The sequence below is a fragment of the Methanosarcina sp. 2.H.A.1B.4 genome (genome assembly GCF_000979385.1).
In the GTDB taxonomy this organism is placed as follows: Archaea; Halobacteriota; Methanosarcinia; order Methanosarcinales; family Methanosarcinaceae; genus Methanosarcina.
This window is the reverse complement of sequence record NZ_JJOV01000092.1, coordinates 1-21,336: the sequence shown is the minus strand read 5'-3', so window position 1 is coordinate 21,336 and position 21,336 is coordinate 1. Positions and strand designations below refer to the sequence as shown.

16 protein-coding genes and 2 tRNA genes are annotated in these 21,336 nt (G+C 45.7%); 5 read left to right on the top strand and 13 right to left on the bottom strand.

Translation table 11 applies throughout. The features are described from left to right. Positions 1-703 precede the first annotated feature (703 nt). Both EO92_RS15845 and EO92_RS15840 read right to left on the bottom strand, forming a co-directional pair. A tRNA-Gln gene (locus EO92_RS15845) sits at positions 704-776 on the bottom strand. A 1,253-nt stretch (positions 777-2,029) separates the two neighbouring features. Next, positions 2,030-2,269, bottom strand: coding sequence for a type II toxin-antitoxin system HicB family antitoxin (locus EO92_RS15840; RefSeq protein WP_048173113.1), 240 nt, complete (start codon positions 2,267-2,269; stop codon positions 2,030-2,032). A gap of 437 nt (positions 2,270-2,706) precedes the next feature. On the opposite strand from EO92_RS15840, the gene EO92_RS15830 reads away from it, so the two are divergent. Both EO92_RS15830 and EO92_RS15825 read left to right on the top strand, forming a co-directional pair. Continuing rightward, positions 2,707-4,431 carry an alkaline phosphatase gene (locus tag EO92_RS15830; RefSeq protein ID WP_048173107.1) on the top strand — a complete coding sequence of 575 codons (1,725 nt, stop codon included), beginning with the start codon at positions 2,707-2,709 and terminating at the stop codon, positions 4,429-4,431. 254 nt (positions 4,432-4,685) lie between these two features. Then, positions 4,686-5,798, top strand: a complete 1,113-nt coding sequence (locus EO92_RS15825) for a methylcobamide--CoM methyltransferase (RefSeq protein WP_048173105.1) — start codon at positions 4,686-4,688, stop codon at positions 5,796-5,798. A 93-nt stretch (positions 5,799-5,891) separates the two neighbouring features. Here the strand turns inward: EO92_RS15825 and EO92_RS15820 are convergent, their stop codons facing one another. Next, on the bottom strand, positions 5,892-6,083 hold the full coding sequence (locus EO92_RS15820; protein ID WP_048173103.1) for a hypothetical protein: 192 nt from the start codon (positions 6,081-6,083) through the stop codon (positions 5,892-5,894). Between the two features lie 184 nt (positions 6,084-6,267). Between EO92_RS15820 and EO92_RS15815 the strand changes: the two genes are divergently transcribed. After that, the gene (locus EO92_RS15815) at positions 6,268-7,539 is read left to right on the top strand and encodes an anion transporter (RefSeq protein ID WP_048173100.1); all 1,272 of its coding nucleotides are present in this window, start codon (positions 6,268-6,270) and stop codon (positions 7,537-7,539) included. A 182-nt stretch (positions 7,540-7,721) separates the two neighbouring features. Continuing rightward, the gene (locus tag EO92_RS15810; protein ID WP_048173098.1) at positions 7,722-9,830 is read left to right on the top strand and encodes a methyltransferase domain-containing protein; all 2,109 of its coding nucleotides are present in this window, start codon (positions 7,722-7,724) and stop codon (positions 9,828-9,830) included. Positions 9,831-9,988: 158 nt separating this feature from the next. Here the strand turns inward: EO92_RS15810 and EO92_RS15805 are convergent, their stop codons facing one another. The 3 genes from EO92_RS15805 to ilvE all read right to left on the bottom strand — a co-directional run bounded on the left by EO92_RS15805 (position 9,989) and on the right by ilvE (position 14,802). Beyond that, a complete protein-coding gene (locus EO92_RS15805; protein WP_048173121.1) occupies positions 9,989-11,083 on the bottom strand; it encodes a GTP-binding protein in 1,095 nt (364 codons plus the stop codon). A gap of 595 nt (positions 11,084-11,678) precedes the next feature. After that, complete coding sequence (locus EO92_RS15800) at positions 11,679-13,622, bottom strand: molybdopterin biosynthesis protein (RefSeq protein ID WP_048173096.1); 1,944 nt, start codon at positions 13,620-13,622, stop codon at positions 11,679-11,681. A gap of 301 nt (positions 13,623-13,923) precedes the next feature. Then, positions 13,924-14,802 (bottom strand): branched-chain-amino-acid transaminase, encoded by an 879-nt coding sequence (ilvE, locus tag EO92_RS15795; protein ID WP_048137887.1) that lies wholly within the window; start codon positions 14,800-14,802, stop codon positions 13,924-13,926. A gap of 348 nt (positions 14,803-15,150) precedes the next feature. Between ilvE and EO92_RS15790 the strand changes: the two genes are divergently transcribed. After that, a tRNA-Arg gene (locus tag EO92_RS15790) sits at positions 15,151-15,225 on the top strand. 650 nt (positions 15,226-15,875) lie between these two features. Here the strand turns inward: EO92_RS15790 and EO92_RS15785 are convergent. From EO92_RS15785 to EO92_RS15755, 7 genes are all read right to left on the bottom strand, one after another. Further along, on the bottom strand, positions 15,876-16,457 hold the full coding sequence (locus EO92_RS15785; RefSeq protein ID WP_048173093.1) for a PspC domain-containing protein: 582 nt from the start codon (positions 16,455-16,457) through the stop codon (positions 15,876-15,878). A 98-nt stretch (positions 16,458-16,555) separates the two neighbouring features. Then, positions 16,556-17,923, bottom strand: a complete 1,368-nt coding sequence (locus EO92_RS15780; RefSeq protein WP_048173090.1) for an SO_0444 family Cu/Zn efflux transporter — start codon at positions 17,921-17,923, stop codon at positions 16,556-16,558. Next, positions 17,920-18,267: a helix-turn-helix transcriptional regulator gene (locus EO92_RS15775; RefSeq protein WP_048173119.1), complete on the bottom strand. Its 348-nt coding sequence runs from the start codon at positions 18,265-18,267 to the stop codon at positions 17,920-17,922. The genes EO92_RS15780 and EO92_RS15775 overlap by 4 nt, the downstream gene beginning before the upstream one ends. Before the next feature lie 239 nt (positions 18,268-18,506). Further along, positions 18,507-19,280, bottom strand: a complete 774-nt coding sequence (locus EO92_RS15770) for an energy-coupling factor transporter transmembrane protein EcfT (RefSeq protein ID WP_048173087.1) — start codon at positions 19,278-19,280, stop codon at positions 18,507-18,509. Then, positions 19,273-20,193 (bottom strand): ATP-binding cassette domain-containing protein, encoded by a 921-nt coding sequence (locus EO92_RS15765; RefSeq protein WP_048173084.1) that lies wholly within the window; start codon positions 20,191-20,193, stop codon positions 19,273-19,275. Before EO92_RS15765 ends, EO92_RS15770 begins: the two co-directional genes overlap by 8 nt. Then, positions 20,169-20,993: an energy-coupling factor transporter ATPase gene (locus tag EO92_RS15760; protein WP_048173083.1), complete on the bottom strand. Its 825-nt coding sequence runs from the start codon at positions 20,991-20,993 to the stop codon at positions 20,169-20,171. Before EO92_RS15760 ends, EO92_RS15765 begins: the two co-directional genes overlap by 25 nt. Positions 20,994-21,052: 59 nt before the next feature. Further along, positions 21,053-21,336, bottom strand: a 284-nt coding sequence (locus tag EO92_RS15755) for a biotin transporter BioY (RefSeq protein WP_048173080.1), incomplete at its 5' end; no start/stop codon positions are given.

Here is a 21,336-nt window from a genome sequence, read left to right as displayed (position 1 = left end):
TCAAATGTCCATAACAAAATTATAAAATCATTTGTATATATTCAAACAGGAAACTCTTATTATCCGCGGTAATTGTCGGACAGCCTCTTTAGCTCAGGGGCAGTTCACATAATTGAGACTTCTCAAATCCTGAGTTGTCAGTCATGAAAGCAGGAAAATAACCGAAAATTTGAGAATGCATCATTCATATTTTATAATTCCCTTCCATGCGTCTTCGGTTAAGGGAATAATCGTGATGAATTGTCTCCACTTCCACAATAGTTGTCAAATATTTGATCCTATTGTAGGCTAGAACAGAGTCTCTATTTCATGTGAAAAGGTCAAAATTTAAGGCAGGCTTCCGGTACAAAATCGATAGCTTTCGGGCAAGAAAATTCCTTACCCGATGACCAGTGAATTTCCTTCTGAAAGAGCGTCACCTTCCAGGCCTCCGGGATATATTCATTTTTCGTGCCCAGAAAGTAAGTTTTGGTGAACCTGACCAGAGCTCCCCTGTTGATTATACATACTGGAAAGAAAAAGGTTGGATTAGTCCGGAAGCAAAATATTACGTGAATGTACCGGTTAATCCTGTTTACAACGCTATCGACTGGATGGCTGAAAAGATGCTAAAAAGAAAAATTCGAACGGAACTGGCTGAAACACGAAAATAAATTCTTTCTTATGATACACCTTTTGACTTCAAACTATCTAATTATTTTAATAGTCCTGAGCGGATTTGAACCGCTGTCCCGGGCTCCAAAGGCCCGAAGGATTGACCACTACCCTACAGGACTGCGCATGTAAGCTTTTACTTATAGCTTAATTCATGTACTTAATTTTTGTGCCTTATTGGGACTTTTTTGCGGTATTTTCAGGTTAAATATTCATTTATATAAAAATTCGTATGCCGGCTTTGAAACTTTTTACATGATAATATTTTTTGTTTGAAATGAATTTTTTGTATAATTAATTTAAAGTAATTTACATTATTACTATATAATGGAGCTGGAAGAGATAGGGATGACCGAATAGAATTATTAGCGGATTGTTTAAGAATCGCCCGGAGTTACAAGTTCCTGCTCTGGCAGTTGTTGATGGGAACATATTTTCAGAGCTACTGTGTTGGGGGACACAGTAAGGGATGAGGGTGACACCGGGCGTCTTCTTCTTCTTCTTCTTTCAGTATCTATTTGTTTTGAGTGCTTTTGAATTTGTTTATATTAATTTTTGATCGATTTCGATCTGTTTTTGCTGTATTCTCAATATTCTTTTGCTCTTCTATGAGCACTCTTGCTGAATCTTTCTGGTTAAAAATTAGAATTGGCACAAAATTTATGCTGGTTTTGAAACTTTTAGCGTAACAATATAATTTGTTACAGAACAATTTTTGATATAATTAATTTAAAATAATTTACGCTATTAGTATATACTGGAGTTGGGAAGTGAGATTGGTTAATCTACCGACATAATCTACCATCTGAAGACTCGCCTGGGGGTCGCGGATCCTTTCTTCGAATTAATATGCTTGGGGGAGCATATGATATTCGGAGAGGCTATGTTGGGGGACACGGCGAACGGATGTAGTGCCTCTGGGCTTCTCTTATACTGTTTTTCCTTACTCCATCTTTTCTCTTCTGTTTTATTTTTTTCTTTTTTACAGGTCAAAAGGGTAAAAGACCTGGCACCGAAATGCCTTCCAGGTTGATAGTTTAAGTAACAGGCGCCTGCAGACCACAGTTATCTTTTTGGCAGTTGGCAGTTGAGCTTTTACACTTAAATCCTTATATTGCTTTGAATTTTTTAACGTTAAATTAATTTTTGTTTAAGAACAAAATTTTGGGTAATTAATTTAAAATAGTCAATGATATAATGTTATATTTGTGGAGTTGGGAAGTGAGTAGGGTATATACAATAAGAAATGCTTGGGGGCCATTGATCCTGCTCTGGATCAATATGCTTGGGGGAGCATATCTTCAGGGCTGCTGTGTTGGGGGACACGGTAAAAAAGGATAATCGTGCCTCTGAGCTTCTTCTCACAACGTTTTCTTCACTGCGCTTTTTTCTCTCCAGGTCTTTTCCCTGTTACTTTAAAAGTTGTCACAAACGGGCGCTTGATCGGAAGGGTGATGTCCTCTTTTTCTATATAAAGTTCTACCGCTTCTTTCAGGTTCGAAACAGCGTCTTCAATCGTTTTTCCCTGGCTTGATATGGCCAGTTCCAGGCATGAGGATACGTACCGCTCGTTCTCCTTTTGCACTACTGCCGAAAATGTAAACATTTCTGTCATGGTTCGTAATACCTCAGTGCCTATGTTAAATATTTCGCATCTAGCTATTTTAGATCGAGCTTATCTATTGACTCTAAAAGATCGGAGAAGGAAACTATAAAGTAAATATCATAATTGTTCAGCTACCTTTGCTCCGAACTTCTTTTTCTGCTATATTCAATGCTGCTTATTTTCATACTGGTTAATACAAAAATCATTAATTTCGTGTTTTTTACGGGGCGTGATGATATTCTATTTCTCTGTCACTCTAATCCCGAGGCTATTCTTGACAATCTAAAGAGTCTCGAGATTGAATTGAATTATGTTAAGATTGAATTGAGTGAGATTAAAGAAAAAGTTAGGGATCTAAAGGCTCTTTTTAATCCGAACAGTCAATACAGCAATAAGCTCTCGTTTACCGATACTTGCTAAGATTCTTTAAAGTTTGAGGTAATTTCATGGAGACCAAGAAACGATATGTTTTGTTTACTCTATCAATCGTCGGTCTGCTGCTGTTCGGATATATTACTTCGGCGGTGGACTCAATCGATTCCCATGCAAAAAGTACTGTTTTAAACATTAATGGCAATTCTATAACTTTGGCAGACCCGGATGCCAATATCAAAAACATTATTGTCCTTGTCCCTGACGGGTGTTCCCAGAGTGTACAGACCCTTGCTCGATGGTACAGCGGGAAACCCCTGCAGCTGGATGAAATGATGGTTGGAGCAGTATCAACTTATAGTGCTGACTCAGTTATCACAGATTCTTCTGCTGCCGCAACGGCATTAGCTACAGGTCATAAAACAACAAATGGGTTTATAAGTGTCGGCCCGGCTGATGATTCTGTGTTAAGCATACTGGAAGCCCCTTCCGAAGAAGTCCAATACCGACCGCTTGCAACAGTGCTTGAAGGTTCAAAACTTGAAGGCAAAGCTACCGGGCTTGTGGTAACTTCTCGCGTCACTCATGCCACACCTGCGGCTTTTGCTTCTCATGTAGATGACAGAGATAATGAAAATGAAATTATGGAACAGATGGTTTATGGGGATATTGACATAGTTTTCGGCGGCGGTTCCCGTTATCTCGTACCTGTAGCTGAAGAGGGTAAAAGGACGGATGGGGAAAATCTGACCAAAGTACTTCTTGACAGAGGCTACCAGTTTATTGATAACAAAGACGAAATGTTGGACCTGACCTCTGGCAGAGCCTGGGGTCTTTTTGCCAAAAGCCACATGGAATCGGACATTAACCGCCCCCTACTTGCACCTGAGGAGCCTTCTCTTGCAGAGATGACCGAAAAGGCAATCGAGCTGCTCTCCCAGGACAAGGATGGCTTCTTCCTTATGGTGGAAGGTAGCCAGGTTGATTGGGGAGACCACTCCAATGACCCTATCTATGCTGTCACCAGTTTTCTGGCATTTGATGAAGCTGTTAAAGTTGCAGTTGATTTTGCTGAAAAAGACGGGCATACCCTTGTCCTGGCTTTCCCGGATCATAACACAGGCGGCATGATTATTGGCAGTTACTCCGATTCAGAATATACCTCCACAACAGTAAAAGATGTTATTAAGCCTCTGAAAGGCATGAAGCTCAACTCTCCAGGTGTTAAGGCAAAAATAGGGAAAGATCTTTCTCCCAAAAATATCAAAACCCAGTTGAAGACCTGGTGGGGCATTGATGCAACTGATGAAGACATAACTGAAATTCTTGAACTTTACAATGATGGGAAAGGCCTCTCACTCGACTATGCTATCAGTGAGGTAATCAGCCGAAATCATACAGTCATCGGGTGGACTACTCATGGGCACTGTGGAGAAGATGTCCCTCTGTGGGCGTATGGCCCTGACAGTCCTGCAGGACACATGGATAATACTGAAATTGCGGAATATGTCGCTAAAGAACTGGGCTTTGACCTGAATGAAACCAGTGAATATCTGTTTGTCGAAGCAGGTGAGGTTTTCTCCAGAGACAACGGAGATGGACAACTTGATGAAAATGAGTATTCTCTGGATATGACAGCCCCCTTAAACCCTATACTGAGAATCGGAGATGCTGAATTGCCCGTGAGCAAGAACCTTCTTATTAAGGATGGAGTTACTCATGAACTCGACGGAATAGTTGTTTACGCTCCTGCAACCGATAAAGTCTACATTCCTTATGAGGCTCTTTCATTCGTCTGATACAGGCACTGTCACAACAATGAAACCTACAAACGGGTGAATAAGCCATATTGAAATCTCAGGAAACCCTGAAGAAAAACGGAAGATTTTTTCCTTTATATCTTTTTTTATTCATTTTGCTCTTCTCCACCCTTTATGAGCTGGAAATTGGTTGAATTTCCTCCTCAGGATTTTTTCTTCTGCCTTAAATCTGGGTGGTATTTATAAAACTACTTTTATACTGATGTATGGAAGCTTAAAAAAGGAGATCCTATATGGAAGCGGAAATGACCTCAAGGGAGCGTTTTATTAACGCACTAGAAGGAAACTATGTTGACCGTGTCCCATACGGCTACCTGTGGTTCGGAGCAGGGCATGTGGTACTGGAACGGATGGGCACAAGCCTCAAGGACGCCTACGGTTCTGCAGAGGGAATTGCAAGGGCACAGATCCTTGCGCGGGAGATGTATCACCAGGATAATGTAATGTCCCCCTGGGGCTGCCTTCTGGTGGAAGCTGAGGCACTCGGGACGAAGGTAAACATAAAGGAAAATGCCTATCCCACAGTTGCAAAATATGCACTCAAATCCGCGGCTGAGCATGAACTGATAAACCCCGATGACATCGAGAAGTCCGGGAGAGTGAAGACCATTACCGGATCGGTTGAGATTCTCAAGAAGGAAATCGGGGATGAAGCATTTATCACAGGGGCAACTATGTCTCCTCTGATGCTCGCATCTCAGGTCATGGGAGGGAGCAGGCTCTGCATTGACATGCTGAAGGACAGAGACAGTTTCCACGCCCTGCTGGAAAAACTCACGGAAAGCTGCATCCTTTTTGCCGATGCCCTGCTTGAAGCCGGAGCTGACGGTATTTTTGTCGAAAACGGGGAGAACGCGGGAGACCTTTTCAGCCCGCAAATGGCTGAAGAATTCATGCTGCCATATACGAAGAAACTCTATGACCATATCAAAGCCGGAGGAGGCTATGTAATCTCCCATAACTGCGCAGCCCATGCCTTCTATGACCTGGAAATGAAACTTGAACCCCATGCCCTTAACTTTGCCTTCGGGGATGTCAGGCTGCTCGGAAAAAAGTATGGGGTTGAATGTAAAAAGCTCCATAACCACAAAAACATCGGATGCGGTCCGAGGCACTGCTTCAAGGAATTTAAGGAATTCTCGGATGCAGGCATCTGCCTTATGGGAAACATTATCCCGGACGCTCCTCTAACCGGTTCCTGCGCCGAGATCGAGCATGAAGTAAAAAGCTGTCTCTCCGCGGCACCGAAAAAAGGTTTCATTCTGTCGACAGGCTGCGAAATCCCTCTGAACACCCCTCTTGAAAAAATGGAATTACTCTGGGATGCAGTAAAAGCAGGAATTTGAGGACTTCTTTCCAGGCTTTTGTTTCAAGGAAAGCTTTCTGGAAATATTAATTGTTCCATAAAGTTTCGTAAAGTTGGTAAATTTAGTAAAATTTCAGTAATAAACAATTTTTGAAAAGCCCTGAGGCAGTTCTTCTCCCAGGAATTTTTCTACTTCTTTTTTCAGGTTTGCAACGGCTTCTTCAACAGTTCCTCCTTTACAGATTACATCCGCTTCAGGGCAGATTGAAACATAGGCATTCTCCTCCTTGAAAATGGTTGCAGAGAAAGGAAACCATATAGTCATATTCTGAAATATTGGTCAGTCCATTTTAAGCGTTTCGTATCCCTGTACTCTTACCGTACTCTCACGAGCCGTTTTTCAGGAGCCTGCATGTGCAAGCGCAGGAAATTTATACTTGCGAATATATCACATCCAAAGTTTATATTAATAGAATTTTGAAACTTATGTTAACCGGCTTGCGGGATTTATGGCAACAGAGTCTTTGATAACTTCTTTTGTGTCTTCGCCTGACCTTTCGGTACTTGTCCTCCTTGGGGTCCTTGTACTGACCGCTCTAAGGCAGGTAGGGTCTTTGAGGCTGCAGATCTGGCAGGTTATGACCTTCGGGGCTCTCTCAGTGCTGCTGCTCGGGGAAATTTCACCTCAAGAGGCTCTCCTGGCAATTAACATGGATGTTCTCCTCTTCCTTTTCGGGGCTTTTTGTGTGGGGGAGGCGCTTAACAGGAGTGGATACCTTGCCTGGCTTGGAAGCCGGATAGTTTCAAGGGCAAGGAATACGGATCAGCTGGTCTTGCTCGTGATATTTTCTACAGGGCTTCTCTCTGCAGTCCTTATGAATGACACCCTTGCTATTATGGGCACTCCGCTTGTTCTGCGTTTTTCCCGGAAATACGGGGTATCCCCCAAACTCATGCTCTTTGCCCTGGCTTTCGGAATAACCACAGGCAGCGTCATGAGCCCCATCGGAAATCCTCAGAACCTTCTGATCGCAATTGACGGAAATCTTGATTCCCCGTTTGTGACCTTTTTGCGCTCGCTAGCTCTGCCGACTCTTATAAACCTTGCACTTGCTTACGCAGTACTCAGGCTCTTTTTCAGCCGGGAATTCGGGAAAACAGCTCTTGTTCATTCTGAAGAGGTTATTTCCGACCCAGAACTTGCAGAAATCTCAAAGAAGTCTCTTTTCCTTCTGCTGGCTCTTATCACCTGTAAGATCCTTCTTGTGGAGTTTCTGCCTGCCCGGGATTTCAGTTTGAGCTGTATTGCCCTGCTCTCCGCTTCTCCCATACTGCTCAGTAAAAGGCGAACTGAAGTTGTAAAGAATATTGACTGGACAACTCTGGTCTTCTTTGTTTCAATGTTCGTGCTTATGGAAAGTGTCTGGATGTCCGGAACCTGCCAGGAACTTCTCGGCAGAATGTCTCCGCATTTAGGCTCGGTTCCTATGATTCTTGTCCTCAGCATGGGACTCAGCCAGCTTATTTCTAACGTTCCCTTTGTTGCGCTCTATCTCCCTGCAATGGGAAGTGAAGTCTCTCAGGGGCAGTTGATGGCGCTTGCTACTGGAAGTACAATTGCGGGGAATCTTTTTATCCTGGGGGCTGCAAGCAATGTTATAATCCTTCAGAATGCTGAAAAAGATGGTGAAACGTTTTCTTTTATGGAATTCGCCCGAATTGGGGCATTAATTTCCTTTTTAGATGCTATTATTTACTTTATATTCCTTTTGCCCTTCTAAGCAATAATATTTCCCTAAATAATGCTAAAAAATCCGTTATAACTTTAAATGCCCTTTTAAAACCTATTAATCCTCTAATAAATTTCGCTGGTTAATCCTTCCAGTATATAAAGGGTGCCCAACCCTCTGATAAACTTGATATACTGAGAGCACATACACTTTTTTCTGGAAGATATCAAATCATGACCCAGAATACTACCGATTCAAATACCAGGCGCAAACGCGCTAAAGGTACCGTACAGATGAAAACCCTCGGGCCCGTTGATGACCTTGAACCCCATGTTCAATCCAATTGGTGGCAGACTCTTTTTAACTCCCTTTATCTCAAGACCGATGCCGATCTTCTGGATGATATGGAAGTTACAAGGAAAGAAACAGATCTTGTTGTCTCCATCCTCGGACTCGCTCCTGAAGACATGGTTCTTGACCTTTGCTGTGGACAGGGAAGGCATGTCCTGGAACTGTCAAGAAGGGGGTTTTCAAACGTCGAAGGCTATGACAGGTCCCAGTACCTTATCCGGAAAGCAAGAACAAGGGCTCAGAAGGAAAACCTGCAGGTCCGGTTCAGGGAAGGGGACGCAAGAAAACTGCCTTACCCATCTGATACTTTCTCTGTGGTTACCATCCTTGGAAACAGCTTCGGATACTTTGATTCCACTCTGCATGACCGAAAAGTGCTTGAGGAGATTTTCAGAGTATTGAAGCCCGGAGGCAGGGTCTTTATTGATGCTGCAGATGGGGACCATATGAAAAAGAATTTCCAGCCAAGATCATGGGAATGGCTGGACAGGAAGTACTTCGTATGCAGGGAAAGAGCCCTTTCTTCTGATGGCGACCGTCTGATTTGCAGGGAGGTTATATGCCGCAATGACAAAGGAATAATTGCGGATCAGTTTTACGCTGAGAGACTGTACAATAAGGAAAGCCTTTTTGAGCTACTTACAGCATCAGGTTTTAGCAGCCCTACTTTTCATACAACCTTCAGCCCTGTGTCAACAGGCACCCAGGATGCAGGAATGATGGAGCAGAGAATCCTGCTTTCAGCAACGGTTGAAAAAGCCTGGCCGTCTCTGGCTTCCTCTCTTCATTCTGAAAGTAAAAAACCCCTTAGCGTTGTCGTGGTGCTTGGAGACCCGAGAAAGGAAGACCAGGTCAAGCCTGCCTGCGTATTCGATGATGATGATTTCGAAACCGTTAATAGGATGAAAAAGGCACTTGCTGAGATTCCTTACATGAAATTCACTTTCCTGGACAGGCACGAAACCCTTCTCGAAGACCTTAAAAAGAGAGCAGGAAAAACTGACCTTGTGCTCAACCTCTGTGATGAAGGTTTTTACAATGACCCTACAAAAGAGCTCCATGTTCCTGCCCTGCTTGAGCAGTTCAATATTCCATATACAGGTGCGGGTCCCCAATGCCTTGCTTTCTGCTATGATAAGTCTCTTGTAAGGGGGGTCGCTCGTGAGATGCGGATTCCTGTGGCAAAAGGAATTCTCGTTACCGGAGATTCTGATGTTTCAAGGCTTTCCCTCTCTTTCCCCCTGCTAGTAAAACCCAACTCAGGAGACTCAAGTTACGGGATCACGCAGAAAAGCATAGTCCACAGCAGGGAAGAAATATTCGAAATAATGAAGGAGACGAGGGAAAAAATAGGGTCAGATAAGCCTTTCCTGCTGGAGGAGTTCCTTCCGGGGAAGGACATAAGTGTCGGTATCATCGGAAATCCGCCTGTGTACACTGTACTGCCTATCACGGAAGAAGATTACTCTGCAGTTCCGGAAGAACTTCCACAGATTTGCGGGTATGAGGCTAAATGGCTTCCTGATTCTCCGTACTGGAATATCAAATCCGTACCCGCGGGCCTTCCTGAAAAAACCGAAAAAGAAATCGTGAGGTGCTGCCTTGCTCTCTTTACAAGGTTGGGCTGCCGTGACTATGCTCGCTTTGACTGGAGGCTTGACGCCGAAGGCAAGCCAAAATTGCTTGAAGTAAATCCGAACCCGGGCTGGTGCTGGGACGGACACCTTGCAAAAATGGCAGCTTATACCAATATCTCTTACTCCGGTATGCTGGCAGCAATTCTTGAGGCTGCAAAGAAAAGGTATGGTATCGGAACCGGTGTAAAGGCTGAGCTTCATAAGCAAGTCCCTGAACAATCCCCAAGGAAAAGCCCGGCTGAATGTGCTGCGGAATTCGAGGAGGAAGTCGAAGCTAAAGGCTCTATCGATTCAAAGAACGATAGAAAGAGAAATGTTTTCTCCAGCAATTCCGAAACAATACAGGCTCTTTAAGAGTATCTAAAATCAAAAAGTAATCTCAATAAGATCGGTTAAGAAAAAGGTTAGATTTGGAAAAAAGTTATATTCAAAAAAAAACTGCAGTCCAAAAACGACGGAATGCGAAAGATCGATTTCTTCCTTTATTCTTCCCTTTCGCTTTCCTTTTTCTTTTACTTCTGGATGATTATCGTGAGGATATCTTCATCCTCCATAGCATGTTCAAGTCCTACCCTCTGTCCGGGGTGTTTTGCAGACGGGCCCCAGATCTGGGCATAACGGAACTTCCTGCGGAAATCACGGTGCAGGCGGTCACAGATCTGACCTATGTTTGTCCCACTCATTACTATAAGAGGCTCTTCCATATCTGCTGGTCCTCCCTGAGGTTTCAGGTAGACCCGGATAAAGCCCAGGCAGTCGTAGATAGCGTCCTTGAGCTCCTCGATATTAATGCCTTTATGGGCTGAGATAAAAAGTGAGTTCGGGTATATTTTCCGGCATTCTTCTATCAGCTGAGGGTAGGCAAGGTCCACTTTGTTGACCGCAATGAGGGAGCTGACATAACTCCGGTTTTCCAGGACGACATCGATAAGCTGGTCTACAGTGATATTTTCCCTTATCAGGACATGGGCATTGTGGATTTTATATTCATCCAGCACGGCCTTGATGGTCTCTTCATCCAGGTCAAGGTCTATGGTTGAGTTTATCTCGACTCCACCCCTGTCCTTTCTCTTGATGGTAACGTCAGGGGGCACCTCATCCACACGGATTCCTGCCTGGTATAGTTCGTCCATAAGGACTTCATAGTGCTTGGGCTGGAAAACATCGAGCAAAAAGATAACCATGTCGGAGTTTCTTATGACCGAAATCACTTCTTTCCCGCGTCCGCGCCCGGAAGATGCGCCTTTTACAAGCCCGGGTACGTCAAGGAACTGGATTGTTGCACCTTTGTGCTCAAGCACTCCCGGCACGACGGTAAGAGTGGTGAATTCGTATGCTCCTACCTCTGATTTTGCGCCAGTAACTTTATTCAGAAGAGTGGATTTCCCTACCGACGGGAAGCCCACGAGAGTTACGGTACCGTCTCCCGATTTCTTGACCGAGTAACCGTCTCCTCCACTCTTTGAGGAGGCTTTCTTCTCAATTTCATCCCGCATGCGGGCCATCTTGGCTTTCAGCCTGCCTATGTGGTGAGAAGTTGCCTTATTGTACTGGGTCTTTCGAATTTCGTCTTCTACTTCCTGTATTTGCTCCTGTACGCTGCTCATCTGGAACCTGCCGACTTCGGGACTGAAGAAATTATTTTCATAGCACTTTAAAAATGAAACCGCATTCAAACGGTCTCTATAATCCTTTTTTGATCTAAAACAGATCCGTTATCTGGATATTTTATTCTGAATAGTTGGATGCAATATATATACCTATGGAATGGTTTTTATCGCTACTGAATGGTCTTTACTGCTAAAGTTATTTTATTTCCTTGCTACTAAGCTACTAAATGATTTTTACTGCTTGAATTATTTTGTTGGTGTGAAATTATTTTTATTTATTGATCCGGAAATGATGAAATTGGTCTATTTGATGAAATTGGTCTATTATTTATATCTCTCAATAAGTATAATAATACTTAAACCTTCTTGATGGGAAGCTCTCTGGCAAATATGCATAACAAACGTCCTGGTGCTTTCTGATTAATTGGTTGGTATTATTCCGAAATGACCGCATGGCATCTCACGTTCTTTTTTTCACGCGCCGCGCAAGGCTTGACCCGCCTGCGTACAGTAGATCTATACTAAATCAATAGCCTTACCGGTAGCTTTAATACCAAAATACCAACCATGCAGCGGGGTGCGACCAACGCCTTTACTCAAAAGGAATGATTTCTCCAGTTCTCTCATATACCTGCAGCCCTGCCGGAAGCTTTGAGGCGAATTCTGTGGAGCTAAGGGTTTGCAGGAATTTTATTACTTCAGGGGCGTCCTGCACCTCTTTTCTGACCAGGAAGTCATATTCTTCTTCTGCAAATTTTACGAATTTCAGGCCGGTTCTTTCTGCACAGTTCCTTATGCCCACTCCGGCATCAGCCTTTCCTGAATGAACAGCCTCGCAGACTGCAACTTCAGATTTCGCTCCGGAAACATATCCTGGTATTGAGTCCGTAAACCCTTTTTTGCTTATTCCTCTTTCCTTTGCCAGTTCCTCTATTTTCATCTCCAGAAGAGCCCTTGTGCCCGAACCTCTATTCCGGTTAATCAGGCGTTTTCCTGGCAGGTCTTCAAGTCCGGAAACCGGGGTGCCCTGCCTGACAAGGAGCCCTACTTCACGCCTGTACCCTTTAACAAGCACAGCTCCTGAAAGACTCATTGCCTCAACTGTAGGGGTGTTGTGCCGGATTTCACCTTGCAGGGTTCCGTTCTGTCCTTCCGGATGTCTGGAGGGCATATTCACGCCTGCGATATCTGCCGTGCCTGCGGCAATTGCACTGAAACCCCCGCTTGAGCCGCTGTAAAGTGTTCTGAACCTGAGTCCGCTAAGGTCTTCCAGAACATCAAGTCCGGGGCAGAACCCGCCTGCTATGAGCAGGTCCGGCTTTTCAACTTCTCCAAAAAGGGTTACTTCTACCGGAGTTCCTGCTTCTATGAACTCGGTCTTTGGCGGGATTTCTATAAAGCCATCTGCTCCGGAAAGCGATGTTATGGCACCTGAACCCCTGTCTGCAGGATAAACCCGTCCCCTTACCATGCCTACGGGAAGGAGCTGCTGCCTCCCTTCGGAACGGAGGTCCGTACCCATTATTCCTTCTTCCGTTTTTCTGATCTCAGCCTCTGCTCCAAGGGATTTTCTAAGAAGAGGAGCTACAAATTCATTAAAGATCATTAAAGCAGATGTAGGGTTTCCGGGAAGCCCGATAATCGGGACATCTTTTATGACGCCGATGATTACAGGTTTTCCCGGTTTTATGTTGATCCCGTGGGCAAGGGTCTCTCCTGCTTCGTCTATTAACCGGTACATCACATCCCCTGCCCCGGATGATGTGCTGCCCGAAGTCAGGATAAGGGCACACTCCGAAACCGCAGTTTCAAGTGCTTTACCCATCACACTTTCATTGTCCTTTACAATCCCGTAAAGCAGGGGGAAAGCTCCGCATTCCTGGACTCCTGCGTATAGCGTGTAAGAGTTTGCGTCATATACTTTCCCCGAAGCCAGCATTTCTCCCGGATTGGTGAGTTCGTCCCCTGTCGAAATTATCCCTACCTGCAGCCTGAGTACGGGAACTTCTTTTTTTCCTATGGAAGCCAGGACCCCGATTTCTCTTGTGCCCAGTTTCCTTCCCCTGCGCAGCACCCTTTCCCCCTTCAGGATATCAGAGCCTGCTTTCATGATATTTTCTCCCCCGGTTACAGGTCTGAAGATAAGTGCAGTCCCGTTTTCTTCAGAGGTATATTCGACCATAACCACAGCATTAGCCCCTTCAGGAATCGGGGCTCCTGTCGCAATCTCCACAGCTTCCCCTGTCGAGACCGTGAAGTTTGCATCCGAACCTGCGGGGATATTTCCAAGTAACCTCAGCTTTACAGGCTCTGTTTCACTGCAGGCATACGTATCTTCTGCCCTGACAGCATAGCCGTCCATCACAGCTCTCGGAAAAGGAGGGACATTAATTTCGGTAATAATATCCTCTGCAAGGATTTTTCCGTGGGCATTCTCAAGGGCTGAGCTTTCTTTTTCAGGACGGACCTGAAGGCTGTTTATTATTCTCCGGGCCTCCTCCACAGAGACAAGTTCCCGAAATTCTTTGCGTTTCATAAGAGTCAAACCTGAAATCTTATCGGTTTTCAGATGGATTTTTTACCTTAATAGCATTTCCCGGTGCATATCAATCTGTTCTTGCATCCGTAATCGCTCTTACAGCTGGAATCGGCTGGTGCCTGCAGGAGAAAAGTATACAGGGTTGACTGATAAGATTGACTTCAAACGTCGAAAGAAATAGATTCCAGCTAAGAAGGTTGACTGAGAAAGATTTGATCTAAAAAAGAGTTTGGCGGGAAAAATCCCGCCGTTTTTGTTTTTGTCTTCAGAGTCGCGCTCTTTCATTGAGCAGACTCTTTTATTTATAAATAGGTGTGCCCGTGCTCTTGGTTATTTTATCAAAGGCTTCAACCATTTTCATTGTAAGGGGTCCTGGTTTGCCTGTACCTATGAGTCTTCCGTCAAGTTTGGTAACGGGGGCAGATTCGGCTGCAGTTCCGGTGACGAAGATTTCATCTGCTGTGTAGAGGTCAAAAAGGCCGAGATTTGATTCGATGACTTTGTAGCCCATCTCGTCCAGGAGTTCGATGGCTGTGGCTCTTGTGATACCCTTTAAGTTGCTTATTGTGTGGGGGGTAAGGACCTGGTTGTTTTTGACGATAAAGATGTTGTCTCCCGAGCCTTCGCACACAAAGCCGTTCTGGTCAAGGAAGACGGCTTCATCTCCTCCTTTTTCATTGGCTTCAATCTTTGCGAGGATGTTGTTGAGATAGTTCAGGGACTTGATGTTCGGGGACAGGGCATCCGGGGCATTTCTACGGACACAGACGCTGACTCCTGTGAGCCCGACTTCGTAAAGGTCGCCGTACATGGCTCCCCAGCCCTGGGCGATAACAACGACACATGGTTTTTCACACTTGCGGGGGTCAAGTCCGAGGTCTCCGACTCCTCTTGAGACGATGGGGCGGATGTAAGCATCTTTGAGGTTGTTTTTCCTGAGGGTCTCAAGGATTATCTCGGCCATTTCTTCTCTTGTGATGGGGATGTCCATTGCGATTGCTTTTGCTGAGTCATAAAGCCTGTCAACGTGTTCCTTTAACTTGAAGACACGCCCGTTGTATGCCCTTATGCCTTCGAACACACCGTCGCCGTAAAGGAATCCGTGGTCATAGACCGAAACTTTGGCTTCGGATTTTGGGACAAATTTCCCGTCTAAATAAATCAGTAACTCACTCATTTGCAAATCATCCTTTTCAGTTTTTATTATCTGTAGGGTACTTAACTGGGGCTTTCGATCCAGTATAGTCTTTAACCTACAGGTCAATAGCCCATTTAACTTTTTCACTCTTTTACAGTATGTAAGCTCTATGAAAAGCTCTTAAAGAAACTCAGAACTCCGAGAGAGTTGCCATACTGAGATTCTTAATAAACATTCCAAGTAAAGCGGGTAGATACTAAATATATATTACAATTCCGCTTCCACATAAATATTTTAAGATTTTATATCGCACCAATTAGTATGTTCATGCAAAAGGTTTTTATCTTAGAAGGCTCATTTCGTACTCCGCAGTAGGATGAGCAACCAGGGCTCGTGGCTTAGCCTGGATATAGCGCTGGGCTTCTAACCCAGACGTCGGGGGTTCAAATCCCTTCGAGCCCGCTTTATTCTTCTTGCTTACTTTTGATTAATTTCTGGTAAATAAACCTCGACCTTCTTCCTGATGTTCTTATACTTTTTATTGAGATTTCCACTCGTTTTCAATTCCTTTTTGTCTTTTTTCGGCAACGGACTTTCAGCATAGCTGCAGCTTTTTACGAAAAACGAAGGCAGAATGCTTGTTACTTTAGTGGCGGGATGAATACCGTCAACGTCCCCGATTTTCGCTATCTTCTAACCTCTAAATACTATTCTGTCCTATACTATGTACTGAATTCCTAAGCGATAACCAGGCCAGGGAAACCAGAACCAATTTGATCTTTCTTCACCTCTGGGACAAGGGTAGGGCCTGTGGACTTGTGGAGTTTGCTCCGAGGTATGAAGCAGGAAGCCCGTTACTTCAGTGATGGGTAGTTCACGGAGGCCTGTGCAACATCTTCTTCAAATCGAAAAAATTCAAAAACAGGGTTGAAAGTTGAATAAATATACATTAAATAAAATTTGAATAAATATATCTTAAATAAAGTTGATATAAATCTAAATAATAAAAAAGCAGTCTACCGGGGACGCTGATGATATGAAAATTCCCGGTATAATCTCACATAACGCTATTTCTCTGTCTTTAAAAATCCAGATACTGCCAGCTCTTTTCGTTAACTGCTCTTCCGGGTTTCGGGCACCATCTGAACGCTCTCTTCCGAGGGCATGATTATTGCCAGAATAATATATATGACGATCCCGATCCCGTCTATCAGGGCAAGAAGAACAAAGACAAGCCTTACAAAGGTCGGGTCAATACCGAAGTATTTTCCGAGCCCGCTGCAAACCCCAAAGAGCATACGGTCACTCTTACTTTTTGTCAGGCGCTTTTCCATTTTATAAACCGTGCGTTTTTCTTCTTTTGTCTCTCCCTTCTCTTCGCTGGTTCTTTCCCCTGACTCTGTTCTGGCTTCTTCTTCTTCTTCTTTTATTTCTTCCATTTTTTTCTCAGGTTTTTCCCATGATTTCTCTGTATAGCCAGTTTCAAGTTCCCCCGGAGCCTTGAAATCGCTTTCTTTCGGTTCTATTCTTTCCTGGGGTACAGGCTCTATACTGGCTTCTTCTTCTGTTTCTTCCATTGTTTTCTCAGGTTTTTCCCATGATTTCTCTGTATAACCAGTTTCAAGTTCCCCCGGAGCCTTGAAATCGCTTTCTTTCGGTTCCTTTTTTTCCTCAAAGTCGGGATTTTCCTGCATACTGATTATTCTATTTACGAGGATTTATATTATCCTGCTATTTATCCAACGTTTTTTATAATTATATATCTGATTTCTTCCTGTTCTCTCTCTTCCTTTCAATGGCATTCAGTGCAGCCGCACTCTTGCCCCCTGCGGAAGACTCCGTATAGCATCAGAGGGAGCAGGAGGGCCGCAAAGCCGATCTTAATGCCTTCTGGAAGCAGTTCTCCTGCGCTTCCCAGGGTTGCAGTTGCACTTACTCCCAGCTTAAGGTAAAGCCAGTCAAGAAAGATTCCTGCCCCAAGGGAGCACAGGGAGATTACTCCAAGGTAGAGGGCTGCAGAACGCTTCCCCAGAAAACGGGCTACCATGGTTATGGTTGCCGCATTGGTTGCAGGACCTGCAAGAAGGAAAACAAAAGCCGTGCCAGGGCTCATTCCTTTGGCTACGAGGCTTGCGGCAAGAGGAGTCGAGGCTGTAGCGCAGATGTAAAGTGGAATTCCCACTACAAGCATAACCAGCATTGACCCGAGCCCTCCTCCCAGGTATTCCTGAATCAGGGTTTCGGGAACAGCATAGGAAATTATCCCTGCAAGCAGAATTCCAATCAGCATCCACTTCGAGATTTCTCCGGGAAGTTCTATGTAGGAATATTTCAGTCCTTCCAGGAACTGCTCTTTTACGGATTTTTTGATTCTCCCATCCGGCAATGATTCATTTTTCTCCTGCTCGCAATGCCCGCAGCCGCACGAGGAGGTTTTGCTTTCAGTCGCCTTTGTTGCTGAGGGAAGTGTGAGGGGCAGGACTCCTTTTCCGGATCCGGTCTTCAATTCCAGAGGCATGGCTTTTGAAGGCACCGTATTCAGGGCAGGATATTCCTTTTTTCCTGTTCCGGGAACTTCAGGTGAGCTGCAGCCGCAGGAAGGGGAGTTGCATTTTTCTCCGGCTGCCGATACTCCTACAAGGGTCGAGACTGCAAGGATTTCGGTTTTTTTCCCGGATTTTTCCAGTCTTTTGCCTCCCTTTTTTTCGGTTTCTTCCCCTATCAGCAGGTTGTCTGCAAGCCCTGCAAGAAGTGCAGTTACAAGGGTTGCAATCGGGCGGAAAATAGTCATCAGGGGGTCAAGGAGAGCGTAGGTGATTGCAATAGAGTCCACTCCGGTCTGGGGAGTCGAGATCAGGAAGGACAGAGTTGCACCTCTGGTTGCCCCCCTTTTCCTTATAGACATGGCTGCGGGGATCACTCCGCAGGAACACAGGGGAAGGGGAAGACCTGCCAGGGAGGCGTTGATAACGGAACGGACTTTTCCTGCTGATGTTCCAAGGTATTCCACAATTTTCTGGTCAGGAACGATTACATTGAGGATACCTGCAACGCCGAAGCCGAAAATAAGGTAAGGGGCAGCTTCCACAAAGATTTCCCAGGATGCGAGAAGGATCCCCGAAAGCAGGAAAGGAATGAAGCTGAGGAATTCAAAGCTCATGTTTTTTCCTCCACATGTTCAAGGCACATCTCAATGAGTGTGCGTACATGTTCGTCTGCGATGTAGTAAACCGTAAATTTTCCTTCCCGCCTGACTCTTACAAGGTCAAGCTGCCTGAGGGTCCGGAGCCCGTGAGAGACTGCAGACTGCGTGACTTCAAGAGCCTGCTCGAGTTCACAGACGCACATCTCTTTCTGCCTGAGCAAAAAAAGGATTTTCAGGCGGGTATCCGATTGAAGCGCCTGAAAGACTGCAGACATCCTTGTAATATTTTCGGAATCAGGGACCTTCTGCATCAGGGTTTCTATCTTCTCCGGGTTAACACGATCGCACTTCTCTTGCATGAACATATGAACAACTGTTCATATATTAATGTTTTTCGAAAGACTGCAGAGCTTAGAGACTAAACGGAGGGACTTGAAATTCAGGTTTTGGCTTAAGGTTTAGACTAAGGTTTAGACTAAAGTTTAGACTAAGGTTTAGACTAAGGTTTAGACTTCGGGTTGAAAAGGCTACTTTCTGTAGAAAAACTTAAACCCGCCACTTAATCTCGAAATTTAAGCCCGAAATCCAAATTGTCTTTTCAGATTTTTATTAATAATAGAAAAAATGCTCCGAGCACGAACAGTGCTGACCAGTCGAGTTTCTGCATCCTGAGTTCGTGTAGAGAGGTCCGGCACTGTCCCTGGTAGCACCTGCTCTCCATGGCTTCTGTCACTTCTTCGGCCAGGAGGATCGACCTCCTTATCAGGGGCACTGCAATTGCCGTGGTCCCCCGGCGCAGGTCATGCCTGAGGTCAAGGCCCCGGGCGAGCTGGGCTGCCCTGATAGTCGCTGCGTTTTCCAGGAAACTTGGGAGGAAGCGGATGGAGAGTGACATCATGGTTGCCAGGTCGAAGGAAGTCACTCCGAGGTAGCGGAGCGGCAGGGGACGGAGCAAGCGCTCGATCCCGTTGGTAATCTGGCTCGGGAGGGTACTTGCCGTAAGGAGGGCCGCATAGAGCAGGAGCAGCCCAAAGCGTAAGGAAAGCAGGGTTCCAAGCCTCAGCCCTTCATAAGTAGGGGTAAGCACCGGCAGGGGGACAATGGGAGTCCCTTTAGTTGCAAAGAGCTGGAAACAAAAGATGAAGAACATAAAAAAGAGTAGGGGGCGGACCGACCTGAGCAAAAAGGAAAGGCGTACTCCCGAAATCCCGGTCAGCAGGAGGAAAAATGCAATAAGTAACCCCATCCCGGCAAAACTCTCTTCCCTGAAGACCAGGATGCTCAGGCACATCACTGCCCCAAGCTTGGTCCTGGGGTCCAGCCTGTGCAGGAGGGAATTCCCGTAGACGTAGTTGAATGCAGTCTCATACATTGTCCCTCACCACCGTTTCAGCCATTTCCTTCTCCGTTGTTCCCGTTTCATCTGCCTTCATTTCAGCTTCTCTTTTTTCTGATATTCCCCTCTCTTTTTCCTGCATTTCCGGCCTGAGCTTTTGAAGCTCTTTCAAGGCCTCTTCTGCCGTAAAGATGTCCTCCCTGAGGTCGGCTCCCTTCCTGTTCAGTTCTTTCATAAGCCTGGTGAGCAGGGGCACCGGGGAATGCCCTGCACGGAGGTATTCTTCAGGGCTGCCTGTAAACACGATCTTGCCCTCTTCCATTGAAATGACCTTCTGGGCGAAGGGCAGGATTTCTTCCATGTTGTGGGACACAATAACGATCCCTACTCCCTTTTTATGAATCTCTTGAAGCCTTCCGAGCAGCTTGGTCCGGCCTTCGGGGTCCAGGCCTGCAGTGGGTTCGTCCAGCACCAGGTAGGCCGGGCGAAGCGCCATGATTCCCGCAAGTGCAACTCTGCGTTTCTCTCCCCCGCTCAGGCTGAACGGGGAGCGGTCTAGGATCCGGGTATCAAGGTGTACGAGAGACAGGGCATCATGTACCCTTTTTTCAAGTTCTTTTCCCCGGATCCCGAAGTTCGAAGGGCCGAAGGCAACTTCCCTGTATACGGTTTCCTCGAAGAGCTGGTTCTGGGAATGCTGGAACAGCATGCCTACTTTTCTGCGCACTTCCCGGCTATTGGTGTCCAGCCCGTCCACGGTTACCCTGCCGCTTTCGGGGTGGAGAATCCCGTTGAAATGTTTAATGAGTGTGGATTTTCCTGCTCCTGCGGTTCCTGAGATGACGGCAAATTCCCCTCTTGCGATCTCCAGGGAGACGTTTTCAAGGGCAGGCTTCCTTTTCTGGTTCCCGGAATAGGAATAGCTTAGATTTTCCACCTTGATTCCCATATCTCCTCCGCAAGATTTTCTATTGAAGACAGCCGTTTCCAGTCAAAGGTAAAGCCGCGGGCTTCCAGGCTGTTCAGCAGTTCAACGACAGGGGGAATTTCCAGGCCGAATTTCCCCGGCTCAGGGGCTTTGAAAACGGTTTCCGGTTTTCCTTCCTGCACTATTTCCCCCCTGTCCATCACGATTATCCTGTCAGCGTACAGGACTTCTTCGAGCTTGTGCGTCACATACACGATGGTTCGGGCTTTTCCCCGCAGCTTTCGGATGATTTCCCGGACCTGCTCCCTGGATCTGGAGTCCAGCATGGAGGTTATTTCGTCAAAAACAATGCACTCGGATTTCATTGCAAGGGCCGAGGCGATAGCCGCGCACTGGCTCTGCCCTCCGCTTAGGGTTTTTGGGGAATGGTTTTTGAAGTTCTCAAGTCCCACCACTTCCAGGGCCCTGTCTACCCTTTCCTGGATTTCGTTCGGGGGCAGGGCAAGGTTTTCGGGCCCGAAAGCCACGTCTTCTTCCAGGGTTGTGCCTACGAACTGGGTGTACGGGTTCTGGAAGACCATGCCCACGGTCTGCCGGATTTTGAGAAGATTCGAAGGATCTGCCGTGTCCATGCCGTTTATGAACACTTTCCCTTCTATCGGCTTCAAAAGCCCGTTCAGGTGCCGGATTAGGGTGGACTTTCCCGAACCGTTCCTGCCAACTATCCCGAGAAATTCTCCTCTTTCTATTTCGAGGTTTATTTTCTTCAGGCCCCGTGTCCCATCAGGGAAGTTGTAGCTAAGGTCCTCTATCCTGATCATTGTTTTTGGCTCTTTGCTGTTTTTGGCTTTTTGCTGTTTTTGGCTTTTTGCTTACTTTTTCAGATCCTGTACCTGGAAGCTATATGGGCAGCAATTGCCAGTTTCAGGATGTCCCCGATAATGAATGGAAGCACTCCCAGGGTTATTGCTTGCAGGAGGTCCAGTTTGGCGACAAATGCCAGCTGGGCCACGCCCAGAACATAGACGATTACGAGCCCTATGCCTATATAAAGAGCATTTGAGAGGTAGTCGTTTTTTCCGCTCTTCTCACTCAGGTACCCTATTACAAATGCCGCAATTATGAAGCCTATTATGTATCCGCCTGTTGGTCCCAGGATCACGC

What these genes read in the sequence shown, in the direction of transcription:
- EO92_RS15840 (WP_048173113.1), bottom strand. Translation starts at nt 2,269, where the DNA reads ATGACAGAAATGTTTACATTTTCGGCAGTAGTGCAAAAGGAGAACGAG.
- EO92_RS15830 (WP_048173107.1), top strand. Translation starts at nt 2,707, where the DNA reads ATGGAGACCAAGAAACGATATGTTTTGTTTACTCTATCAATCGTCGGT.
- EO92_RS15825 (WP_048173105.1), top strand. Translation starts at nt 4,686, where the DNA reads ATGGAAGCGGAAATGACCTCAAGGGAGCGTTTTATTAACGCACTAGAA.
- EO92_RS15820 (WP_048173103.1), bottom strand. Translation starts at nt 6,083, where the DNA reads ATGACTATATGGTTTCCTTTCTCTGCAACCATTTTCAAGGAGGAGAAT.
- EO92_RS15815 (WP_048173100.1), top strand. Translation starts at nt 6,268, where the DNA reads ATGGCAACAGAGTCTTTGATAACTTCTTTTGTGTCTTCGCCTGACCTT.
- EO92_RS15810 (WP_048173098.1), top strand. Translation starts at nt 7,722, where the DNA reads ATGACCCAGAATACTACCGATTCAAATACCAGGCGCAAACGCGCTAAA.
- EO92_RS15805 (WP_048173121.1), bottom strand. Translation starts at nt 11,083, where the DNA reads ATGAGCAGCGTACAGGAGCAAATACAGGAAGTAGAAGACGAAATTCGA.
- EO92_RS15800 (WP_048173096.1), bottom strand. Translation starts at nt 13,622, where the DNA reads ATGAAACGCAAAGAATTTCGGGAACTTGTCTCTGTGGAGGAGGCCCGG.
- ilvE (WP_048137887.1), bottom strand. Translation starts at nt 14,802, where the DNA reads ATGAGTGAGTTACTGATTTATTTAGACGGGAAATTTGTCCCAAAATCC.
- EO92_RS15785 (WP_048173093.1), bottom strand. Translation starts at nt 16,457, where the DNA reads ATGCAGGAAAATCCCGACTTTGAGGAAAAAAAGGAACCGAAAGAAAGC.
- EO92_RS15780 (WP_048173090.1), bottom strand. Translation starts at nt 17,923, where the DNA reads ATGAGCTTTGAATTCCTCAGCTTCATTCCTTTCCTGCTTTCGGGGATC.
- EO92_RS15775 (WP_048173119.1), bottom strand. Translation starts at nt 18,267, where the DNA reads ATGCAAGAGAAGTGCGATCGTGTTAACCCGGAGAAGATAGAAACCCTG.
- EO92_RS15770 (WP_048173087.1), bottom strand. Translation starts at nt 19,280, where the DNA reads ATGTATGAGACTGCATTCAACTACGTCTACGGGAATTCCCTCCTGCAC.
- EO92_RS15765 (WP_048173084.1), bottom strand. Translation starts at nt 20,193, where the DNA reads ATGGGAATCAAGGTGGAAAATCTAAGCTATTCCTATTCCGGGAACCAG.
- EO92_RS15760 (WP_048173083.1), bottom strand. Translation starts at nt 20,993, where the DNA reads ATGATCAGGATAGAGGACCTTAGCTACAACTTCCCTGATGGGACACGG.